Origin of the sequence: Pseudomonas sp. NBRC 111140 (assembly GCF_001320885.1) — a bacterium.
Taxonomy (GTDB): domain Bacteria; phylum Pseudomonadota; class Gammaproteobacteria; order Pseudomonadales; family Pseudomonadaceae; genus Aquipseudomonas; species Aquipseudomonas putida_P.
In genome coordinates this window covers 1-18,403 of sequence record NZ_BCBQ01000105.1, presented here as the reverse complement: position 1 = coordinate 18,403, position 18,403 = coordinate 1, and the positions used below count along the sequence as shown (strand labels likewise).

At 60.4% G+C, this 18,403-nt stretch carries 17 protein-coding genes and 1 pseudogene; 8 read left to right on the top strand and 10 right to left on the bottom strand.

The window, feature by feature from the left end; translation table 11 throughout:
- The 4 genes from APH42_RS30225 to APH42_RS24895 all read left to right on the top strand — a co-directional run.
- On the top strand, positions 1–567 hold a 567-nt coding region (locus APH42_RS30225), incomplete at its 5' end, for a hypothetical protein (protein ID WP_177336874.1).
- Positions 560–943, top strand: coding sequence for a hypothetical protein (locus tag APH42_RS24905; protein WP_060494462.1), 384 nt, complete (start codon positions 560–562; stop codon positions 941–943). The genes APH42_RS30225 and APH42_RS24905, both read left to right, overlap by 8 nt.
- Before the next feature lie 60 nt (positions 944–1,003).
- Positions 1,004–1,801 (top strand): hypothetical protein, encoded by a 798-nt coding sequence (locus APH42_RS24900; protein WP_060494461.1) that lies wholly within the window; start codon positions 1,004–1,006, stop codon positions 1,799–1,801.
- A 95-nt stretch (positions 1,802–1,896) separates the two neighbouring features.
- The gene (locus tag APH42_RS24895) at positions 1,897–2,799 is read left to right on the top strand and encodes a hypothetical protein (RefSeq protein WP_060494460.1); all 903 of its coding nucleotides are present in this window, start codon (positions 1,897–1,899) and stop codon (positions 2,797–2,799) included.
- Positions 2,800–2,935: 136 nt separating this feature from the next.
- On the opposite strand, the gene APH42_RS24890 is transcribed toward APH42_RS24895, so the two are convergent.
- From APH42_RS24890 to APH42_RS24860, 7 genes are read right to left on the bottom strand one after another with little or no spacing between them, the layout of a single operon-like run.
- Positions 2,936–3,244: a hypothetical protein gene (locus APH42_RS24890; RefSeq protein WP_060494459.1), complete on the bottom strand. Its 309-nt coding sequence runs from the start codon at positions 3,242–3,244 to the stop codon at positions 2,936–2,938.
- 11 nt (positions 3,245–3,255) lie between these two features.
- Positions 3,256–4,188: a hypothetical protein gene (locus APH42_RS24885; protein WP_060494458.1), complete on the bottom strand. Its 933-nt coding sequence runs from the start codon at positions 4,186–4,188 to the stop codon at positions 3,256–3,258.
- Complete coding sequence (locus APH42_RS24880; protein ID WP_060494457.1) at positions 4,185–4,760, bottom strand: hypothetical protein; 576 nt, start codon at positions 4,758–4,760, stop codon at positions 4,185–4,187. Before APH42_RS24880 ends, APH42_RS24885 begins: the two co-directional genes overlap by 4 nt.
- The gene (locus APH42_RS24875) at positions 4,757–8,176 is read right to left on the bottom strand and encodes a hypothetical protein (protein WP_060494456.1); all 3,420 of its coding nucleotides are present in this window, start codon (positions 8,174–8,176) and stop codon (positions 4,757–4,759) included. The genes APH42_RS24880 and APH42_RS24875 overlap by 4 nt, the downstream gene beginning before the upstream one ends.
- Before the next feature lie 4 nt (positions 8,177–8,180).
- Positions 8,181–9,110, bottom strand: coding sequence for a hypothetical protein (locus APH42_RS24870; protein WP_060494455.1), 930 nt, complete (start codon positions 9,108–9,110; stop codon positions 8,181–8,183).
- A gap of 30 nt (positions 9,111–9,140) precedes the next feature.
- Positions 9,141–9,386: a hypothetical protein gene (locus APH42_RS24865; RefSeq protein ID WP_060494454.1), complete on the bottom strand. Its 246-nt coding sequence runs from the start codon at positions 9,384–9,386 to the stop codon at positions 9,141–9,143.
- On the bottom strand, positions 9,383–9,799 hold the full coding sequence (locus APH42_RS24860; RefSeq protein ID WP_060494453.1) for a hypothetical protein: 417 nt from the start codon (positions 9,797–9,799) through the stop codon (positions 9,383–9,385). The genes APH42_RS24865 and APH42_RS24860 overlap by 4 nt, the downstream gene beginning before the upstream one ends.
- Before the next feature lie 587 nt (positions 9,800–10,386).
- Here APH42_RS24860 and APH42_RS24855 point away from each other — a divergent pair.
- Entirely contained in the window at positions 10,387–10,596 is a 210-nt protein-coding gene (locus APH42_RS24855) for a hypothetical protein (protein ID WP_060494452.1), read from the top strand.
- Between the two features lie 118 nt (positions 10,597–10,714).
- Positions 10,715–11,263: a tyrosine-type recombinase/integrase gene (locus APH42_RS24850; RefSeq protein WP_060494451.1), complete on the top strand. Its 549-nt coding sequence runs from the start codon at positions 10,715–10,717 to the stop codon at positions 11,261–11,263.
- Between the two features lie 465 nt (positions 11,264–11,728).
- Here the strand turns inward: APH42_RS24850 and APH42_RS24845 are convergent, their stop codons facing one another.
- Entirely contained in the window at positions 11,729–13,144 is a 1,416-nt protein-coding gene (locus APH42_RS24845) for a site-specific integrase (protein ID WP_082421464.1), read from the bottom strand.
- A 155-nt stretch (positions 13,145–13,299) separates the two neighbouring features.
- Here APH42_RS24845 and APH42_RS30935 point away from each other — a divergent pair.
- Positions 13,300–14,082, top strand: a pseudogene (locus APH42_RS30935) (PAS domain-containing protein); the annotation flags it as partial.
- Positions 14,083–14,124: 42 nt separating this feature from the next.
- Positions 14,125–14,619, top strand: a complete 495-nt coding sequence (locus tag APH42_RS30930) for a methyl-accepting chemotaxis protein (RefSeq protein ID WP_370739383.1) — start codon at positions 14,125–14,127, stop codon at positions 14,617–14,619.
- Here the strand turns inward: APH42_RS30930 and APH42_RS24835 are convergent.
- Both APH42_RS24835 and APH42_RS24830 read right to left on the bottom strand, forming a co-directional pair.
- Positions 14,594–17,866 (bottom strand): transporter substrate-binding domain-containing protein, encoded by a 3,273-nt coding sequence (locus tag APH42_RS24835; RefSeq protein WP_060494448.1) that lies wholly within the window; start codon positions 17,864–17,866, stop codon positions 14,594–14,596. The two genes, APH42_RS30930 and APH42_RS24835, sit on opposite strands and share 26 nt — an antisense overlap.
- A 13-nt stretch (positions 17,867–17,879) precedes the next feature.
- A partial coding sequence (locus APH42_RS24830) for a response regulator transcription factor (RefSeq protein ID WP_060494447.1) occupies positions 17,880–18,403 on the bottom strand: 524 nt, incomplete at its 5' end.

The following is an 18,403-nucleotide window of genomic DNA, read 5'->3' as shown; positions in this document are numbered from 1 at the left end:
GCTGTGCTGATGACTGTGGAACGCCCGCTTGAGGCCAGCTACTACAAGGGCTTCGTGGCGTGGATCGATGGGCCAGGCGCCAACATCGTGGCCAACCTGCTGCGTACCTGGCAGTTCCCGGCAGACTGGGACGCTCACGCCCCGGCACCGCAAACCATCGCCGCAGTAGCCGTGCAACGGGGCGCGCAAGGGCCGCTGTACGCTGTGCTGGAGGAAATGTGCGAAGGTCGTACCCCGCCGTTCGACAAGAACGCCTTCACCGCACGCCAGGTCGCGGACTACATAGACAAACTGTACGGATTGTCGCTGAAGTGCAACACCACCAGCGGGGCGTGTGGCAAGCAGCTGGCAAAGCTGTCACAGCTGGAGCTTTGGGGCGGCAAGGTGTTACGCAAAAGCCTGGGCCACACCAAGTCCGTGTCAACTCAGGTCTATGCACACGTTGCCGCTATCGAGTGGTGGGAGGCCATGTCACCAGAAGCGAGGGGGGACTATCTGGACACCGGTAGGTGCCTGTCCCCTGTGCAAACCCACTCCGACGACAGCGAGGTGGCCGATCATGAGTAACTCCATTTCCGGTAGCGCGACGTCAGCGAGTGCACTCTGGCTTGCTCGCTACTTCGACGAATACAAGCACCGCAAGGCGCAGGAGGACGCGCTGGCTGCGCAGGAAAAAGCGCAGGCTTGCACTAGGCTGCGACTACTCAAACAGTCCATGGGGTTGCGTCATCTGGTGGGCGTCCAGCTGGATGTGGTCGACCCCGAGGACTACCGATGGCTGCAGCAGACGTTGAACAGAATGAACGCCGAGCTGCAACTGGAGTGGTTTGAGCTAGCCATGATGCGAGCACAACGGGTGACCGGTAAGCCCTTCGAGCAGGTCACCGACCACGACATGCTGACCCATCTGTGGGAAATGCTGGAGCAGGGTCACGCAGCCTAGCCGACGCTAGCCTCAGTGTGCTTTGCTGTGGCATAGACCTACAACACATGGACTGCCTCGATGCATATTTTTGAAGTTGTCGTGCCTGGGGTGTGGCTAGACTACGAGGATCAGGAGTGGGTAGAAAACGTCGAGCCACTGCTCCGCATGATGGAATCGCAGTTCATCGACGCCAACCTGGCACTCAACCTATTTGAGAACTCCGAGCGTGAATATCTACGACGGCCTAGCCGGGAGGATCGAGACCTCCAGTGGAAGCGCCGATTTGAAATTCGGCAAGCCGTTGAAGCTGAGCAAATAGGCGCCGCGAACTATGATGCTCAGGCAGTAGCATTGGAGTCTGAGGTCCGCTTCAAGCGCGAGCGATGGGCCGCTGGACAGCAGCCCAGGGAATTCCAGCATCATACATCCTTGCTCTACGCAAGGGCTTTTCTGTATGCGTTAGATGGCTTTGACAAGGCTCTGAAGGTTCTTGCGAAAACCCCAGATGTGCCCATGGACGCTGCAGAGCAGTTCAAGCGGATGGGTGAGAAATTTCCCTGCCTGCGCGGCGTCCGCAACACAGCGCAGCACCTCGAAGATCGTATTCGTGGATTAGGTGAACCAGCTGGACGAGGCAAGCCATGTCCTCCACTCGACCTTCAGCCAATGGAGAACGAGATTGCGCATGCACCCGCTGGTGGAGTTCTATTTACGAATTGTCTCAGCGGTTCAAACTATGGATCGACCATGGCAGACGGGCACTATGGCCAAGTGGACGTTTCCCCTGTGTCGATGGAGGCCCTAAGCGAAATCCTCCACGCGGTGCTCAACGCGTTCGCCTGGACCGGGCCGAAGAGACACCTTCCGAGTGCATAAATGAATGCCGCTCGCCACGGCTGGCGCTTTCCCTTCACGTTGTCGCGCCGCTATCATCGCTGGCCATGTGCCACGGATAGAGCGAAGGGATTGTAATGGCGGATCTTTGGGGGCCGTTCAACGGCGTTTATACGGCTTCGGCACCGTTGTTCCCTTGGGCAGCGAGCCTCCCCAGTTTCGATGCTGGCGTTTGGGGTAGCGCAGTGATCAGTGCTGCTTTCGGTGCCGGTGTTGGTGCCTGGATGGCTGGGCACATTGCTCGAAAGGCCAAGCTAAGGGACGAACTTCTCGCCGAGTTCCGGAGCATCGACGTAGCCATCACGCTGTGCACATCAGTCACAGAGGTGGCCGGTGGCATGAAAATACAGTACGTGTCGGATTTCCTGCGCACATATGAAGCCAACCGAGAAAAGTTTGAGGCACATAATGCGTCCGGGAAACCACTAGCCTCATTTTCGCTCCGCATTAACCAGATGAAGCTTCCTACCTTCGACCCTCCCGTGGATGAGTTGCAGGGGCTAGTTCTAAAAAATATGAGCATCTCCCCCAACGGCGTGAAATCCATGCTTGCTCTAATCCAAGCTGTTGGAAATCTCAATTGGACCACGGAGGGCCATAACTCCCTCATAGAGATGTTCCAGCACGGGGGCTTGCCAAAAGGGTTCACCGCTGACCATTACTATTTCGAAATTCCGGTTGGGGGCATGGTCAACACCCAATACGGTACGTCGGTTCGAGGTATAGCGAAGTACACTGATGACGTGCTTTTTTTCGCTGATAAGCTTGCTGGCTGTCTCACTGAGCGAGGTGTGAAGGTCCGAGATCGCTACGAGAAACTCACTGGCGAAAAGTACCTTGTTCGCAAGACTTTCACCGCTGATGGCCATGGTGATTTGATTCCCACCGATGAGGACTATGAGCCGTGGATGAGGGGGTGGGAGCGGGATTTTAGCGAGGCCATTAGGAAGCGCAGATGGTGGCAGTGGAAGCGCAAGTAAGGGCATCCCTGCCCATCGGTGCACAGGTCATCGGCCACGCTTCCCTGGGCTTGGCTTGCGCTTGCCAGTGGTTGGGTGGGACTTCTGGAAGTAGTCCGAACCCTTGGGTTGTTTCCGGCTGGTGCCGGGGCGTTTGTCAGTAGTCATCGCTCACTTCCTCATCATGTTGTGCCAGGCTGGCACAGTTGTCGTCATCGTCGCGGACCGGTAGCATCCTGAGTGGCCAGCCGAACAGCTCGGCCCTCAGTCCCTGCAGTACCTCGTCAACCGTCAGACCCTGGCCGTCAGCCCATAGGCCGGCGCGCATACCACGCAGGACGGCCCGACGCTGACGTTTAAGGACCTCGTTCTTACCCAGCTCAACGTCGAGCTGCAGGGCTGCGAGGCCCTGCATGATGCGGTCGCCGCGTGTGGCGCGACGTGTGGGGATGATTGGACTATCCATGGCTCACCCCCTCAAAACGGCATCGGCGTGGCGCTGCGCTTCATGGACTCGAACAGCTGATCAAACTCATCGTTGCTCATGCTGGCAACATCCTTGGCGGTGAGTCGACCACGCTGATCCGGGGCACGGCCAGCAGCTGGCACAGTGGACAGGCTGGTGTTTGGTGCTTTCCGTGGCTGATCACCACCTGGCACACGCTGACCTGGGGCGAATCCGAGCGCCTGCGCTTTCTCGTAGATGTGCCTGGCTGGGTCGATACCCTGCTGCCGGCACTGCTGGACGAAGGCCACACCGGCTACCTGTTCCAGCTGCGCCAGCATCGCCGGGTTGGCACCGGGGTACATGCGGGCAAGCTCAGCCTGGGCGTACTGGTGCACATGCTGGTAGGCCGCGTCGTAGGCTTCACCGCCGACTTCCTCCCGCATCGCGTTTTCACTGGCCGTGACGTCGGGTGCAGCTGCTGCCATTTCACCGCGCAACTGGGCTTCGTACTGCTGGGCCTGAACCTGTTGCTGCACCGCTTGCAGTTGCTGCTGCATCTGCGCCTGGACCGCTTCGACATGGCCTTGCGGGTCGTCCTCGAAGTTCGGGATTTGGGCCTGTTGCTGCTGGGCCAGGAACTGCTGCACCTGCAACTGGTGTTGCTGCAGCTGGACGTTCTGCTGGTGCAGTGCGGTCAACTGCTCGGCCATCGCCCGAAGTTCGGCCTGGTGTTGCTGGTCTACGGACGGGGCTTGTCGCTGTGGTGCAGCGTCCCGCACGGCATCCGGGTCGGCGTCTTCGGCCAGATGCTGGTCACGTCGCTCGGCGTGCTCGGCGTAGCGTTCTACGTCGTCAGCCAGCGAATCAGCAACAGGGTGGTCCATGTCGATGTCAGGCATGCCAACTGTGCCAGTCGCATACGCTGCAACGTCTGCCAGCACATCATGTTCTTGGTCGCTCATTTCGAAGCACCTCGGGTGGAAGTGGTTTTGACGTGTACGGCTGGAAGCTCAAGCGCCGGGGCTGTCTTCGCCTTACGGGCTGGGGCGACAGAGCCGGGATACCGGGCGGCGAGTTCGGCGGCGGCTACTTTGTTGGCTTCCTGCTGACGCTGCTCGACCTCGGCAACCAGCTCGCGGGCGATCTTGCGTTGCAGCTCGGCTTCCTTGAGGCGAGCGCGGTAGCGGTCCAGCTCAACGCTGGTGATCGGCGTGCGGTTGATCTGCATGTTGTCCAGCCCCACGGTGCCGGTGCGCACAGCTTGGCGCTCACCAATCTGGATACGCTTGCACCACAGCAGCATCAGGCCTTCGGCCTGGCCTACACTGCGGGCGGTCAGTTGCGTCGGCGCTCCAGGGCAAAACTGTGCAATGTCCACCACCGGCTGATCGAAGGTGAGGACGTAACGCCCGTCACCCAGCGGGGCCATCTTGCACCGCGACAGGTCGAGGCAATACACGTCGGCGTCTCGGCGTAGCTGGCAGAGCAGACCCGCATCGAAGTTCTGCATCGTGGCTTGTGTTTCGACGTTCATTTCTTGGTTACCTCGGGTTTGATGCTACTTTTCAAGCGGTCGAATGGGCCGCGTTTGCCTGCTGTGAGCCACGGAGTCAGCGCGACCTTGATCGCGTTGCGGGCGCGGGTGACAACCTTGTCCAGGGCCTCGCGGCGCTGGTCATCGTCCATGTTCTGCCATGTCTTGCTGCGCATCAGCACAGTGGCGTCACGGTGGATAAGCTGGCCGGTCACTTGGTCGCGTTCGTACACCTGTTCGGCGGTGAGCGTGTGCTTGATCTTGCCGCTGGTGAAGTGGTCCTGCTGCCTACCGGGGGCCCAGCCGAGACGTGCAGCTTCTTGACGCACAGGGTCGTCGCTGGGCTTGGTGCGGGTGATCGGTCCAAGGCCGTGCCATTGGCGTTCGTTTTCTTCCATGGGGGCGCCGAAATGGTCCAGCTTGATGGGCAGGGATTCGCGCAGGAATGGCGTTCTCAGCTTGAGCTGGTCGGTGAAACTCTTGTAGTCCGCCTGCCGTTTGTAGTCGTCGCCAATGCGGGCGGCCTGTGCGCCAATGGTCCACGGGTTGACCAGCGTTGCGGCGGTGCTGTTCACCCAGCCGGCGCCGTACCGATCAGGGTCGGTGATTGCCTGCATTGCTTTGGACAAGCCCTGCAGCCACGTCTTCGACAAGAAGTTGCCAGATATGGCCTTGGTGAACGCAGCTGCGGTCGCGTCGCCGTCCTGATAGTTCTGGTACACATCAGCGCTGATTCCCAGCAGCGTGGCGAACGGCTCGATGCGGGCATATGAGTACCACTCGCCACCGATCTTGATGCTAAGCGGCTGGTTGCCGGCTGCCAGCCACGCCTTACGGGCGTTGTCGTCCTGCGGACCTGCGCCACTCAGGACGCCAGCAGCTGCACCCAGGGCACCGAGGGAGTAAATCAGTGTGCCGATGGCCTGCCGCGCCAGTACCTGCTCATGTGATGCGTCACCTGCCTTGTACGCCTCCCGCGAATCCTTGAGTAAGTAGGTCAGGAGCGGGGTGTGCTTCACGTTGTACGCCAAGATCTTCCCAGGTGTCTTAAAGAACGGGGCCGGAATGTTGCCAAGTCCCAATGGAATTCTGTTCTTGGCGCCGTTCAGCATGTTGATGACGACACCCGACTTGTCAGTGAAGGTCTGGAACTCGGCAGCGGCCTTGATGTTTTCCTTCATTTTCTCGGTGGGGTTGGCCACCAGGTCCTTGACCCGAGCACCGAGTGCGTCACCCTCCAGGCCTTCGCTGGCAGCGGTGCGGTAGGCGAGCGAGTAGGTTTCCATGCCGAAGTTGATCGCCTTGAAGAAAGCGTCAGCAGCACCGAGGGCGCGCAGCGGCACACCCCAGTACTTCTGCCCCAACATATCGCTACGGTACACGTCATTCTTGGCGTTGGTGCTGGCCTCATATTCAGTCTCGCGGCCGCTCCAGCTATCGGTAAACGCTCTGGCACCGCTGCTGATGCCGTCGACGAAGCCCCTGATCTGGTAGGCGGGCTCAGCCAAGTAGGTTTCGCCCTGGAGTCCTACAGCGCGCTTGCCAGTGCCGATGAGGCCGGCCACACCACGGGTTGGGATGTTCAGCAAGGCGTTGGCCAGGTTGCTGGCCGAGTTCACGATATGGGTGTCAGGGCCAGACAACAGTGCTGCCTTGTAGTAAGTCCAGAACATGTCAGTACCGGCCTTGGTCGCCAACTTGTTGGCCGACTTCACACCCCCCGAACGGGCCGCGTTCACCAATGCGTCGGCCATGTCCTTGGCTTTGTCTATCCCCCCTACAGCTTCCAGCAGGGCGGTAGCGCGCCGGCCGGTTTGGACGTTCATGCGCTGGATGTTCAAGGCCCGGCCCAGTTCGGCACGGCTGCCCATGACGGCGCTTTGCGCGGTGCGCAGATCATCCAGAGCCAGCATGAAATCAGAGGCCACGGCGTCATCGCTCTTGCCTGCATTCGACAGCTCGGACATCTTGTTGGCAAGGTCGAGGGTGCGGGTGGTTTGCTGCTGTAACAGCCGGGTGGCTGCCAGATGGTCTTCCGCATTCAGCGGCTGCCCAAGTCGACGGGCTTTCATCTTGGCAATAGTGGTGCCCGCCAGGTCCGCGAGCTGACCAGTTTCTTCCCACGTCATTTTGCCCCGGCGTGCGGCTTCGATGCTTGGCTCGTCAGGGCGCAGTAAGGCCAGACTGCTATCCATCTGCTGCTCGTCCATACCCATGGAGCGGAACAGCGGGCGAACGTCTTGGCTACCGGCGAATGGCACAGGTTGCGGCGCTGGCTGCTGCGCGACTGGAGCCGGTGCAGGGGTTGCCATGGCCTCGGCCTGTTGCGTTGCAGTTGGGGCCACTGGCGGTTGTTCTACAGGGGTGTTCATGTTCGGGCGGCGCAGGCCGGCAGCACCACCCATGGCTCCGCCGACCACACCCCCCAAGACCATCTGCTTGGTGACGCCTTCCATAGCTGGGCGGTCTTGGGCCAGATTCGACAAGACCTGCTGTTGCCCGGACTGTGTGAGTTCTTCCAAGCTTTCCAGGCCGGTGCCGACCAGCGCACGCTGAACTAGGCTGCGGGCTACATCCACGCCACCTGCGCCGGCCAACTGCGCGTCGATATCCATGACCCCGAGCTTGCGACCAATGCGGGCTCCGGCCATGCCGAGCAAACCGGTACCAAGGCCGCTGCCAATCGCCAAGCCGGTCTGGCCAAGTGTTAGGCCAGGGGTGCCCTTGGCTTCGTTGTCCTGCACAGTTTGGGAGGCTTGCTGACCGGCAGCGACGAGGCCTTCACCGCCACCCGTACCGAGCAACCCGGCGAGGCCGCCACTAGCGCCGAGTCCTTTCGCACCGAGTGCAACACCGCGACCGATGCCGCCACCGAGAATCATGGATGGTGCGCTTTCGACAATGGCGTGTGGTACCAGCGACGGGTTGTCACGCAGTGCCTGGAGCGTGCCACTGATGCCCTGTGCGCGGTCGAGTTGCTGCATTGCCTGCTGGTGTTCAGGCGTAGCCATGCGGTCGAGTTCTGCGCGACGGCCTGCCGGGTCATAGCCGTATGCGGCCTTGAGCCCAGGCGACACGCGCCCACCCGTGGCGATATCACCCAACCCGACAATGCCTTCGGCGCCACTGAGCATGCCCTTGGACAGGGACAGGCCGTAGTCATCGAGCGTCAGCGCTTTCTGGCGCAGACCATCAGGCAGCAGGTTGTTTGCGTTGCCCGTCATCAAGCCGGACAGCAGACCCATGATGCCCGTTTGTTGCGGCTGCGCGGCTGGCACAGACTGGGCCGGGGCTTCGTCGTCGAAGCTATCACCAAACGCGCTTAGCCGCGGCGCTTGTGGCGCTGGCGGTTTAGGCGCAACAGGACCAGCCGCTGTGCTGTCGTCGAGTTCGTCACCGAACGCAGAAATGGCCATGTCATCACCGCTTGGTCGCCACCCGACCGGACGCCGGGTCAAGGTACTGGGTGCCACTCGGCAAGGCGTCGTATTCGGCCTTGGTCAGTGGCTCGGCAATCTTGGGTTGTCCCGGCTTGCGAGTGCCCAGTTTATGAGCAGCGCCTGGAACAGAACCGGCTGCGGTCATCGGCATGACACCAACAGGTTGCTGCGGTTGCGGCATGTAGGACTGCAGGCCACCGGTGCCCGGCAGGCTGGATACGTCGGCTTCATCAGCACCGAGCATCGCGGCCTCTGCGGCGTCAGCACCGGTTGCGGCGGCCTTGGCTTTGCGACCTGGGCTGTACTGGTTGAACGGCTCGCCATACTTTTCGTACTGGCCGGTCTGCGGGTTGAGCACATGGCGTTGCATCAGCCCTTCGCCCAAGGGCTCATCGAGGACCTGGCGCTGGGTCGGCATGCGTGGGCCAGAAGACTGACCTTGGTGCGCCTGCCGGGTATCGAACTGGCTTTGCTGTTGTTGCAGCTGGGCGGCGCGGTGGGCCTGCAAGTTGTCGCCAGCCTGAGCGCGCAGCACGGTGGTGGGGTCAAGCCCCGCCTGAGCCAACATCTTTGCCAACGGCCCCATCTGCTCCAGCACGGCAGGGTCTTGGAACGCAGCCTGCTGGCGCTGTTGCTGGTCAGCTTTGCGCTGGGCGGCTTCCTGCTGCATGGCCATTTGCTGGACCTGCTGCTGCATCATCTGCTGGCGGTACTGTTGCAGGGCTTGGCTGTGCTGGATCTGCTGCAACTGGGTGGCCGTGCCGCCAAGGGCCTGCCCCATACGTGCACCGAAACCGGGGTTGCCTTGCTGCGGCCCGCTCGCGGCGAGCATCTGTAGGCCAGCCAGCATTGCCGGATTCTGGAACAACTGGTTGAGGCTGTCGCCCTGGAGAATGTCAGAAAAGGCCATGTCAGTTACTCCCCCCGGCAACCTGCCGGATCAATGCAAGGTGTGTTGCCCGCTGGCGCGTTCGGCCAAAGCGGCCTGGATAAGTCGCGGGTCTACGGTGCCCAGTAGCGAGCAGATGCCGGTGGCAAGGCTGTCGTAGTGCTCGCTGACTGGCACAGTGTGTTGTGGGGTCGACAGGCTGCCGTAGGAGCTGACACCGCCAGTGCCCGTGGCCATCGCCAACAGTGTGTCGAGTCCGCGCTTGCGCGCCGGGAAAGGAATGATTTTGGCGGTCATGGCTGCGATTCCTCGGTAGCGGGGTGGCGTCTGGTACGGCGGCGGTCGATGAGTTCGTTGTGTTCGTGGATCTGGTCGAGCACCGCTTGGGCGACGGCGGGGTCGAGGTCTTGCAGGTCTTCGTCATCGCGGACAAGGACGTGTTTGTCGTTGACCTGAACGATGCGCACAGATGCGCCCATTGCCAGGGCCAAGCGCAACCTGACGACGGCTTCGCTCAGGTGCCCGGTGCGGGCGACGATCAGGGCGGCGAGGTCGTCAATGTCGAAGGCCTTCTGCGGTCTGCCACGGCTACCTGTGTGCACAGGGTGGGTCGGCGGCAGGGAGTCGGCGTGGCGGGCGAAGTACTCGGGGCAAAGGTCTGCCAGGGCGGCGATTTGCGTCAGGCTGATGGCGGCGGTTGGCGAGTTCATTCGGTTGGCCCTCGTAGGAGTTTTCCGACTGAGGATCACAATAATGTTATAACGGTGCGAACGTCAAATGGTTCTTGCTATTCAGTCTTGAATGTGGTATTAGCGTCGAATCCATTCGGGGCTTAAATTTAAGTCGTATCGTTCTTAAATTATTCCTTATGGCACAGTTACTTACGGATTTTAATGCAGACTTACAACGATTCTAAATTTGAGTATCGTGGCTTTTAGTTGAGGGTTTTCGACGATACTACTTGGAATTTTTCTGACGAACGGTAGTGGTGGCTGAGGGTTTTGAGTGATGGCGAAAGGCCATGGCTGCGGATTTCTGGCGGGAATTTTTGGGAAAATTTTCTAGGGACTCACTGGCAGATAACGTATTGAACGACGCTCACGAGGACGCACCCCCGGCACCCACCCCTCGACATTCAGCCTCCTGGCCAGTTTTCCCAGGCACAGCCAGTCACCCCGGCAATCTCCGTTCTTCCGGCGCTGACTTGCCCAGATATCGACGATGATTTCCAGGCCCACCCCTATTTTCTGCAGCACTGCGGGCTACGCTTGGCTACTGGACTGACCTGGGAGCGACCATGGATAAGCCAACAGTTACAGCAGATACCCTTGAGCTGATCCTGCTGAACCAGCAAGCGCTGCGCGCAGGCATTGAGGAACTGGCACTGTGGATACGACAGAGGGGAGCAGAGCCTGCAGCTGACAATGTGATGATCGCCCTGCAAACCCTGGACGTGAACGCCGAGGGCATTGCCCGTGGGATTGAGGTGTTGAGGGAGCGCTCCTAATTGACACAATGAAAGACTGTCAATTAGAGACGACCGATGGTTATTGACCTCTACCGATTTTGAGAACTACCTTGTAATTGTGTCAATTAGGTAGGCCAACAAACTCAAGGGGTCAGCCATGCAATTGGTCGAAGCGGTGAAGACGAAGGAAGGTATCGAGCTGGTCCGGCGCAAGTTGGAACTCAATGCCAGAGGCAACGAGCTGTACGCCGATATTTGGAAGTTCGGTATCAACACGGCGCTGCGGATCAGCGACCTACTGGAAATCACGCTGCAGGAAGCACAGAGCGGCCAGCTGCGCATCGTGGAGGGCAAGACCGGCAAGCCACGCACCATCAAGCTGAATGAGGGGGCGCAGGCCATCGTCAAGGCGCGCTCAGCGCCTGGCAGGGTCTACCTGTTCGAGGTGGACAGCAATCGCGCCAAGGGCAAGCCAGTGAGCCGGGCTGCCGTGGCCAAGGCGTTCAAGGACGTGGGTGATGAATTAGGCATCGCACTTGGCACACACAGCATGCGCAAAACACGGGGGTGGATGATGCACAGGGAGGGAATGTCCATCGAGCTGATCTGCAAGGTGCTGAACCACTCGAGCCCTGCCGTGACCATGGCCTACATAGGGCTCACGGCGCAGGACGTGGCAGATACCTATGACCAGTTCGTACTGTGATCTGGCGTCGGGGCAATGGAGTGCCCGCGAGCATCGTCGTGTTTAGCGCAATGGGGTGCCTTAAAATTATTTAGCGCGCTAACGGTAGTAAGGTAGGAAGGTTTTTGCACTATTTGCTTATACATACGTAGTACAGGCATATAGCACAGGATATATATCTACCTTCTTCTTCTCCTTCGTTAAATTGTGCAAAAACCTTACTACCTTACTACCGAGCCCCTAAAACCACTGTGCTAGAGGCCATCTACTCGGTAGTAAGGTTTCTGAAAAAACCTCCTACCTGCTTCCTACCTTGGCTCAAAACCTTCCTACCTCAATCATGAAATCCCGATATTTATCGACTTGTGCCAAAGCGCGTCGGCCTCGGTAGTAAGTTTCCATGCCCCGGTAGTAGGTTCGGTAGTAGGTTTTTGCGACCAAACCTTCCTACCGCAAAGCCCTAAATTCCCGCCAGTATCGTCACCCTCATGACTCCTTTTTCAGCCCCAGTATCCGTGCAGCGTGCAGGTAGTCGTTCAGGCCCAAGCGCTTGATATCTCGATGCTCGCCCGGTAGGTCGGTCAGTGCGTTCTCAGCCTCGGTTTTGGTCACCCCGTAGTTCGCCTTGTAGTACAGCTGTTCGATGTAGTTCGCCCACTTCACCATGGCTTCCTTTCGTTGCGGTAGCAGTCGTGATCGGGCGTAGGTGGCCCCAAGGCTCCCAGGCATGCGGTGCCCAAGCTGCAGTTCTAGTAGAAGCGGATCGATTTCCAGCACCTCTTCGCCCAATGAGCGGAATGTCGATCTGAATCCGTGGCTGGTGATGGCGCCGATTGGATAGCCAAGCTCTGTTCGCAGCCGCCGCAACAAGGTTTCACTGGCGATGTGCTGGCCGAAGGTGCCCGTCGATGGGAATACCCAGTCCGGCACGGATGTGGTCGTGTCGGTGGCGAATTTGCCGAAGGGCGCAGCGCTCAATGCAGCGCGTTGGTTCATTGCCTGGCTGTAGTCGCGCAGGTTGTTCAGCTGTGCCAAGGCCTGGGGCGGGAGTGGCACCGTGTGCATCTGGCCGGTCTTGGGTACTTCGTAGGTCCATTCGGTCTTGGTGAAGTCGATCTGGCTCCAACGCATGGCACACAGCTCGCTGGGGCGGGCAGGGAGCAGCAGCAACAGCCAGAGCGCCGATATCGCACAGTCGCTGCCGCTGTTGCTGAGGGCGTCCAGGCGGCGGATGTAGTCAACCAGGTCATCTTCCTTGATCAGCCCGGCGTGATGCTTGGTCTTGGGCTTGGCATCAAGCATGTCTTCGCGGCCGATGGCGACGTTCTGGGTCACGTACTCGTGGCTCATGGCGTGGGCGAGGATCTTTCTCAGTAGACGCAGGGCTTCGCGCTGCATGACTGGCGAGTCCTCTATGCGGTCGAGGACGGTTTTCACGTGCCTGACGACAATGTCCTTGACGTGCAGTTTGCCGACCACAGGCAGCAGGTGGTTCTTCAGTACGCCGCGACGGCCAGCGATGGTCTTGGGTTTCAGGTGGGCGTGCCGCTTCATCCACTGCTCGGCCACCTTGTCAAAGGTCCAGCCAGCCTTGGCACGTTCTTCTTCCTTCCGAGCATTGCGGGCTACAGTTGGGTGCACACCTTGGGCTATGTCCGCTTTCGCCAGCAGTGCCTGGCGACGTGCTTCATCAAGCGTCACGTCCGGGTAAACGCCGATAGCGAAGGGGATCTCTTTGTCATGCAAGAAGCACTTGAGCCGCCACTTTGGTGCGCCACCGTCTATAAGGAGATATAGGTTTTTTATGCTGCCTTCGGGGAATTTGCCGCGTTCACCTGACGCAAGAATGGCGGCAATGCTGATATCACTGTCGGCCAGCGGCTTGGTGGGTTTTCTAGGCATGGGGTGACCGTTGAGAATGGGATAGCGGATATCCCTTACGATATCCTTTCAGATCCCTTGCGGTCCACCGAAAATAGGGATACTGTTATTCTACGGCGGTGGTCAAGCCCAGCAAATACAGGAGGTTTCCAGTGTTTGGCGTAAATCTAAGACACATGCTTGACTCCAATCGCAAATCTGATTTGGTAGAAATCCAGCGCAGCCAACAGGCATTGGCCAATGCACAAGCCAAACTGGCGGCAATCAGCCGGTCGATGGCGATGATCGAGTTCGCCCCCGATGGCACCATCCTTGATGCCAACGAGCGTTTCTGTCAGGCCATGGGCTACAGCGTCGATGAACTGCGGGGCAAGCACCACCGGCTGTTCTGTGAGCCGGACTACGCCAAAAGCGCCGAGTACCAGCAACTGTGGCGCGAACTCGGGCAGGGCAAAGCCATCAGCGGTACTTTTGAGCGCATCGACAAGGCCGGCCGCGAGGTCTGGCTGGAAGCCAGCTACATGCCGGTACTGGATGAGCAGCGCCAAGTCACCAGCGTGATCAAGGTGGCATCCGACATCAGCCAGCGGGTGGTGCTGGAGCACGAAAGCGAAAGCCTGCTCAAGGCCATCAGCCGTTCCATGGCAGTGATCGAATTCACCCCGCAAGGCCGGGTGATCAAGGCCAACCAGAACTTCCTCGACACCATGGGCTACCGCCTCGATGAAGTGGTTGGCCGCCACCATGGGCTGTTCTGCCTGGCGCATGAACGTGAGTCGGCCGAGTACCGTGGGTTCTGGGCTTCGCTGAACCGTGGCGAGTACCACTCGCACCGCTTCGAGCGCGTCAACAAGCAAGGCCAGACCGTGTACCTCGAAGCGTCCTACAACCCGATCTTCGACAGCAAGGGCCGCCTGTACAAAGTGGTCAAGTTCGCCAGCGACATCACCCACCAGGTCTGCACCCAGCAAAGCGCTGCAGACGCTGCCCATGCCAGTTCGGTGCAGACCGACGCCTGCGCGCGCAAGGGTACCGAAGTGGTGCAGCAGACGGTGCAGGTGATCGAGCAGATTTCCCAGGAACTGAACGACGCCGCGCGCAGCATCGATGCGGTGAGCAAGCAGTCGGATGTGATCGGGCAGATCGTGCTGACCATTCGCGGCATTGCCGATCAGACCAACCTGTTGGCCCTTAATGCAGCGATCGAGGCAGCCCGTGCCGGCGAGCACGGGCGCGGCTTTGCCGTGGTGGCGGACGAGGTGCGAAGCCTGGCCGCGCGAACCAGCAAGGCCACCCTGGAAATTGTCGATGTGGTTCGGCAGAACCACGACCTGTCGCTATTGGCCGTGGCCAGCATGCAGTCGAGCCTGAACCGCACCGGTCACGGCGTGGCATTGGCCAATGAGGCCGGTACGGTAATCATGGAAATTCAGCAAGGCTCGCGGCACGTCGTGGATGCCATCAGCCAGATCAGCTCGACGCTGCAATTGCATTGAGCGCATCGCGCATCTCGTCAAGCAATGCCTGCAGGCTGGTTTGCAGTTGCGCGCGCTGTTCGACAGTCGGTAAGCCCTGTGCGTGGGCGCGTTCGATGGCTTCGCAGTCGTTGACTACGGTGCGCACCCTGATCATCTTGGCGCCGCCCTTGATGCGATGGGCCAGGGTGTGCACAGCCTCATCAGGTGCGTCGTCAGCCAGTGCGCTCAAGGCGGCCAGGTCTTCTCCCACGCTGATCGACAGTTGTTCGAGCAAATGCCGCGTCAACTGTTCGTCGCCCTGGGTCAGGTGGCGCAATTCGGCCAGGTCGAACCCGGTGTGGCGTGGTGTCGGCGACTGCTGTTGAGGGTGGACTTGTGGGAGATGGTTCTTGAGTGCACGCAGGCCAATCGGTTTGAACAGGCATTCGTCCATGCCGCTGGCCAGGCAGCGGGCACGCTCCTCGGCCTGGGCGTTGGCGGTCACGCCAATAATCCGGCTTGCAGGCAGGTCGCGCTCACCCTCCAGGGCGCGAATGCGCCGGGTGAGTTCGTGGCCGTCCATGACCGGCATGCTGCAATCGGTAATCACCAGGTCGAAGCGCGCGGCCTGCCAGTGTGCCAGGGCGATTTCGCCATTCTCCGCCAAGGTCACGCGATGGCCCAAGGTATTCAGTTGTCGCTCCAGCAACAACAAGTTGGCAGGGTAGTCGTCGACCACCAGAATATTCAGCGGGCCACTGCTGCTCTCTTGTGCCGGCAGGTCCCGTTCGGCCTGTGTCGGTGCAGTGCAGGTGGGCAGTTGCAGGTTGACTTGGACCCGGGTACCGACGCCCTCGACGCTCTGCAGGGTCAAGGCGCCGCCCATCAATTCGACCAGGGTACGGCTGATGACCAACCCCAGGCCTGCACCCTGGCGGGTTCTTGGGCCCTCGGCCTGAACGAAGGCATTGAACAGCCGGGCCTGGTCGGCGGGGCTGATGCCGATGCCTGTGTCGCGCACATTCAGTGTGATGGCCAGCATGCCGTGGTCGGCAACGTTGGGCAACAGCAGGCTCGCCTGCACTTCACCACGGTTGGTGAACTTGATGGCGTTGCTGATAAGGTTGGACAGAATCTGCTTGAGCCGCAGCGGATCAGTCAGCACCCAGACCGGTTCTGCGGGCATTTCGCCGTGCAGATGCAGGCTTTTGGCCCGTGCATTGCCTTCGAACACCCGCAGCGTGGAGCGCACCAGCTCCACAAGGTCGGCGGGCACTGGCTGCAGGCTGATATGCCCGGATTCGATACGGGAAATGTCGAGGATATCGCCAATCAGCTCGAGCAGGCCAATGGCCGAATCGTGTGCGGTTTGCAAGGTCTGGGTGTCACACCGGCCGCCGCGGCTGTCCACCAACGCCATTTCCAGCAGACCGATCACGGCATTCATCGGGGTACGGATTTCATGGCTCATGGTGGCCAGGAAGGTGCTTTTGGTCTGGCTGGCCTGTTCGGCGTCATCCTTGGCCTGGCGCAGCTGTTCAAGCAGCCCGCGGCTCAGCGCCAGCTGTGCCTGCAGCGCGTGCTGAGCATCGGTACGCTGGTTGATCAGCTTGCGCAGGTAGCTGTTCCAGAACACCACCCCGGCCAGCAGCAGGGCCGACAGTACCAGCACCTGCAAGGCCAGGGTGCGGTAGTCGCGCCATGGGCTGTCACTGACCAGGGTGCTGGTGCGCCAGCGGTTGATCAGTTGGTCAAGCTCTTCGGGCGGAATGCTCAGCAGTGCCTTGTCGAGGATGGCTTGAAGCTGGGGCTGGTCGGCGGCGACGGCGAATGCGGCAATGGCCGGTTGGTCGTCGAGCACGCTGGCGATGCGCAAGCGGCCCTTGAACACGTGGCTGATGTAGTAGGCCGCATTGATTTGGTTGCTCAGTGCCGCGTCGGCGTTGCCATTGACCACCGCCTCCATCAGGCCGAGCGGGTTGTCCACTTCGATCAGGCTGGCCTGCGGGTAGCGTTGCTGCAACATGGCCCGCTGCGGTGAGCCGCGCACCAGGGCAATTCGCTGGCCGTTCGAGGCCATGGCCTGTACAGGCGATGCCTGGTCGCTGCGGGTGACCAGCACCCGTGGGCTGACCAGGTAGGGGCGGGTAAAGCGCAGTTGCTTCACGCGCTCCGCGCCATAGCCGAGGGCACCGATCATCAGTGCATCGCCTCGCTTCAGGCGTTCAACCATGGCGTAGGCCGACGTGCTTTCGATGGGGTTGAAGTGCAGCCCTGTACGCAACCCGATCTGCTTGAGCAGGTCGAGAGTAATGCCGCTGGGGTGATGCTGGGCGTCGTTGAAAGTCAGTGGCGCCAGCGAAGTATTGATCAACACGTTAACGGTGGGGTGCTCGGCGATCCAGGCTTGTTCTTCGGCACTGAGGGCGCTCAGGTGACGCTGCAGTAGCAGGCTGGTGTTGCCGCTGCTCCAGCGGCGCAGAATGTTCAGGCGCTCGCTTTCGCTGATGCGCGCCAGCGCCTTGTCGACCAGTTGCAGCAAGCGCGAGTGGTCGTTGGCCACGGCGAAGGCGAAGACCTCGGGGGGTACATGGGAAAAATGGTCGACTTTCAACGCGCCCTGAAAGCTTTTTCCGATAGTGAAATCGGTGCTGAGGGCATCGCCCAGGTAGGCGTCTGCCTCACCCAGCTCGACCGCCGCAAGCCCGGCCAGCGTGGAACGGTACAGGCTCAACTGTGCCTTGGGGTAGAGGCTGCGTACGCTGCTGGCTGGCAAGTAGTGATCAACCATGGCCAGGCGCATGCCGGCGAGGTCGGGCGTGCTTTTCAAGCTGCGCCCTTCTCGGGTGACGATCACCGGCAGGTCGTCAGCGTAGGGGGTACTGAGGCTGAGCTGAGCATCTGCCGCCTCGAAGCCGTTGGAGCTGCCGAGCAGGTCGATGCGGCCATCACGCAAGGCGGTGATTGCCTCGTGGCGGCTGTCGAAGCGACGTACTTCGATGGCTATGCCAAGCTGTTCGCCGATGATGCCGGCGTAGTCGGCGCTCAGGCCCTCATAGTCTTGTTGGCTGACATTGATTTCAAACGGCGGGTAGTCGGGGCGCGAAGTGCCCAGTACCAGGCGTTGACGTTGTTGTAGCCAGTGGCGGTCGTCGGCGGACAGCGTTAGCGGGGCGGCGGCGCTGACCGAGCGGGCCAGCAGTTGGCGGGGTTCGCTGCTGGCCAGCAGCGCACTAGCGTTGGCCAGGCCGATGGCCAAAAGGGCGCTCGCCAGCAGCTGCTTCATGGTAGTCGGGTGCTCAAAGGACGCTGTTACGCTTGGCCAGGTCGACCATTTCAACCAGTGATTCAGTCTTGAGCTTTTCCATGATTCGGCCCCGATACGTGCTGATGGTCTTGGCGCTGAGGTTCATGCAGGTGCCGATATTCTTGTTGTTTTCACCGCGCGCCAGGCGCCGCAATACTTCCATTTCGCGGTTGGAGAGGCTGGCCAGGCGTACTGGCTCGCTTTCCAGCGAATTGCTGTTGACCGACATCTGTGGAAAGGTTGAATAGCCCTTGACCAGGGCCTTGAGGGCAAACAGCAGCGCTTCGTGGTCCTCTTCCTTGGTGACGAAGGCGCCGATCCCGGCATCCAGGCAGCGGCGCACATACAGGTCGGTGGCCTGGCCAGTCAGCACCATGATCTTCGGCGCCGGCTCCAGACACTGCAGGCGCTTGATGACTTCCATGCCGTCCAGGCCAGGCAGGCCGATATCGAGAATGACCACGTCCGGGCGCAGCCTGCGAGCCTCCTGAGCCACTTCACTGCCATCGCCAACTT

Bases quoted from the DNA above. Each gene is read 5' to 3' on its own strand.
- APH42_RS24900 (WP_060494461.1), top strand. From the start codon at position 1,004: ATGCATATTTTTGAAGTTGTCGTGCCTGGGGTGTGGCTAGACTACGAG.
- APH42_RS24865 (WP_060494454.1), bottom strand. From the start codon at position 9,386: ATGACCGCCAAAATCATTCCTTTCCCGGCGCGCAAGCGCGGACTCGAC.
- APH42_RS24860 (WP_060494453.1), bottom strand. From the start codon at position 9,799: ATGAACTCGCCAACCGCCGCCATCAGCCTGACGCAAATCGCCGCCCTG.
- APH42_RS24855 (WP_060494452.1), top strand. From the start codon at position 10,387: ATGGATAAGCCAACAGTTACAGCAGATACCCTTGAGCTGATCCTGCTG.
- APH42_RS24875 (WP_060494456.1), bottom strand. From the start codon at position 8,176: ATGGCCATTTCTGCGTTCGGTGACGAACTCGACGACAGCACAGCGGCT.
- APH42_RS24890 (WP_060494459.1), bottom strand. From the start codon at position 3,244: ATGGATAGTCCAATCATCCCCACACGTCGCGCCACACGCGGCGACCGC.
- APH42_RS24870 (WP_060494455.1), bottom strand. From the start codon at position 9,110: ATGGCCTTTTCTGACATTCTCCAGGGCGACAGCCTCAACCAGTTGTTC.
- APH42_RS24845 (WP_082421464.1), bottom strand. From the start codon at position 13,144: ATGCCTAGAAAACCCACCAAGCCGCTGGCCGACAGTGATATCAGCATT.
- APH42_RS24885 (WP_060494458.1), bottom strand. From the start codon at position 4,188: ATGAGCGACCAAGAACATGATGTGCTGGCAGACGTTGCAGCGTATGCG.
- APH42_RS24850 (WP_060494451.1), top strand. From the start codon at position 10,715: ATGCAATTGGTCGAAGCGGTGAAGACGAAGGAAGGTATCGAGCTGGTC.
- APH42_RS24835 (WP_060494448.1), bottom strand. From the start codon at position 17,866: ATGAAGCAGCTGCTGGCGAGCGCCCTTTTGGCCATCGGCCTGGCCAAC.
- APH42_RS24895 (WP_060494460.1), top strand. From the start codon at position 1,897: ATGGCGGATCTTTGGGGGCCGTTCAACGGCGTTTATACGGCTTCGGCA.
- APH42_RS24905 (WP_060494462.1), top strand. From the start codon at position 560: ATGAGTAACTCCATTTCCGGTAGCGCGACGTCAGCGAGTGCACTCTGG.
- APH42_RS24880 (WP_060494457.1), bottom strand. From the start codon at position 4,760: ATGAACGTCGAAACACAAGCCACGATGCAGAACTTCGATGCGGGTCTG.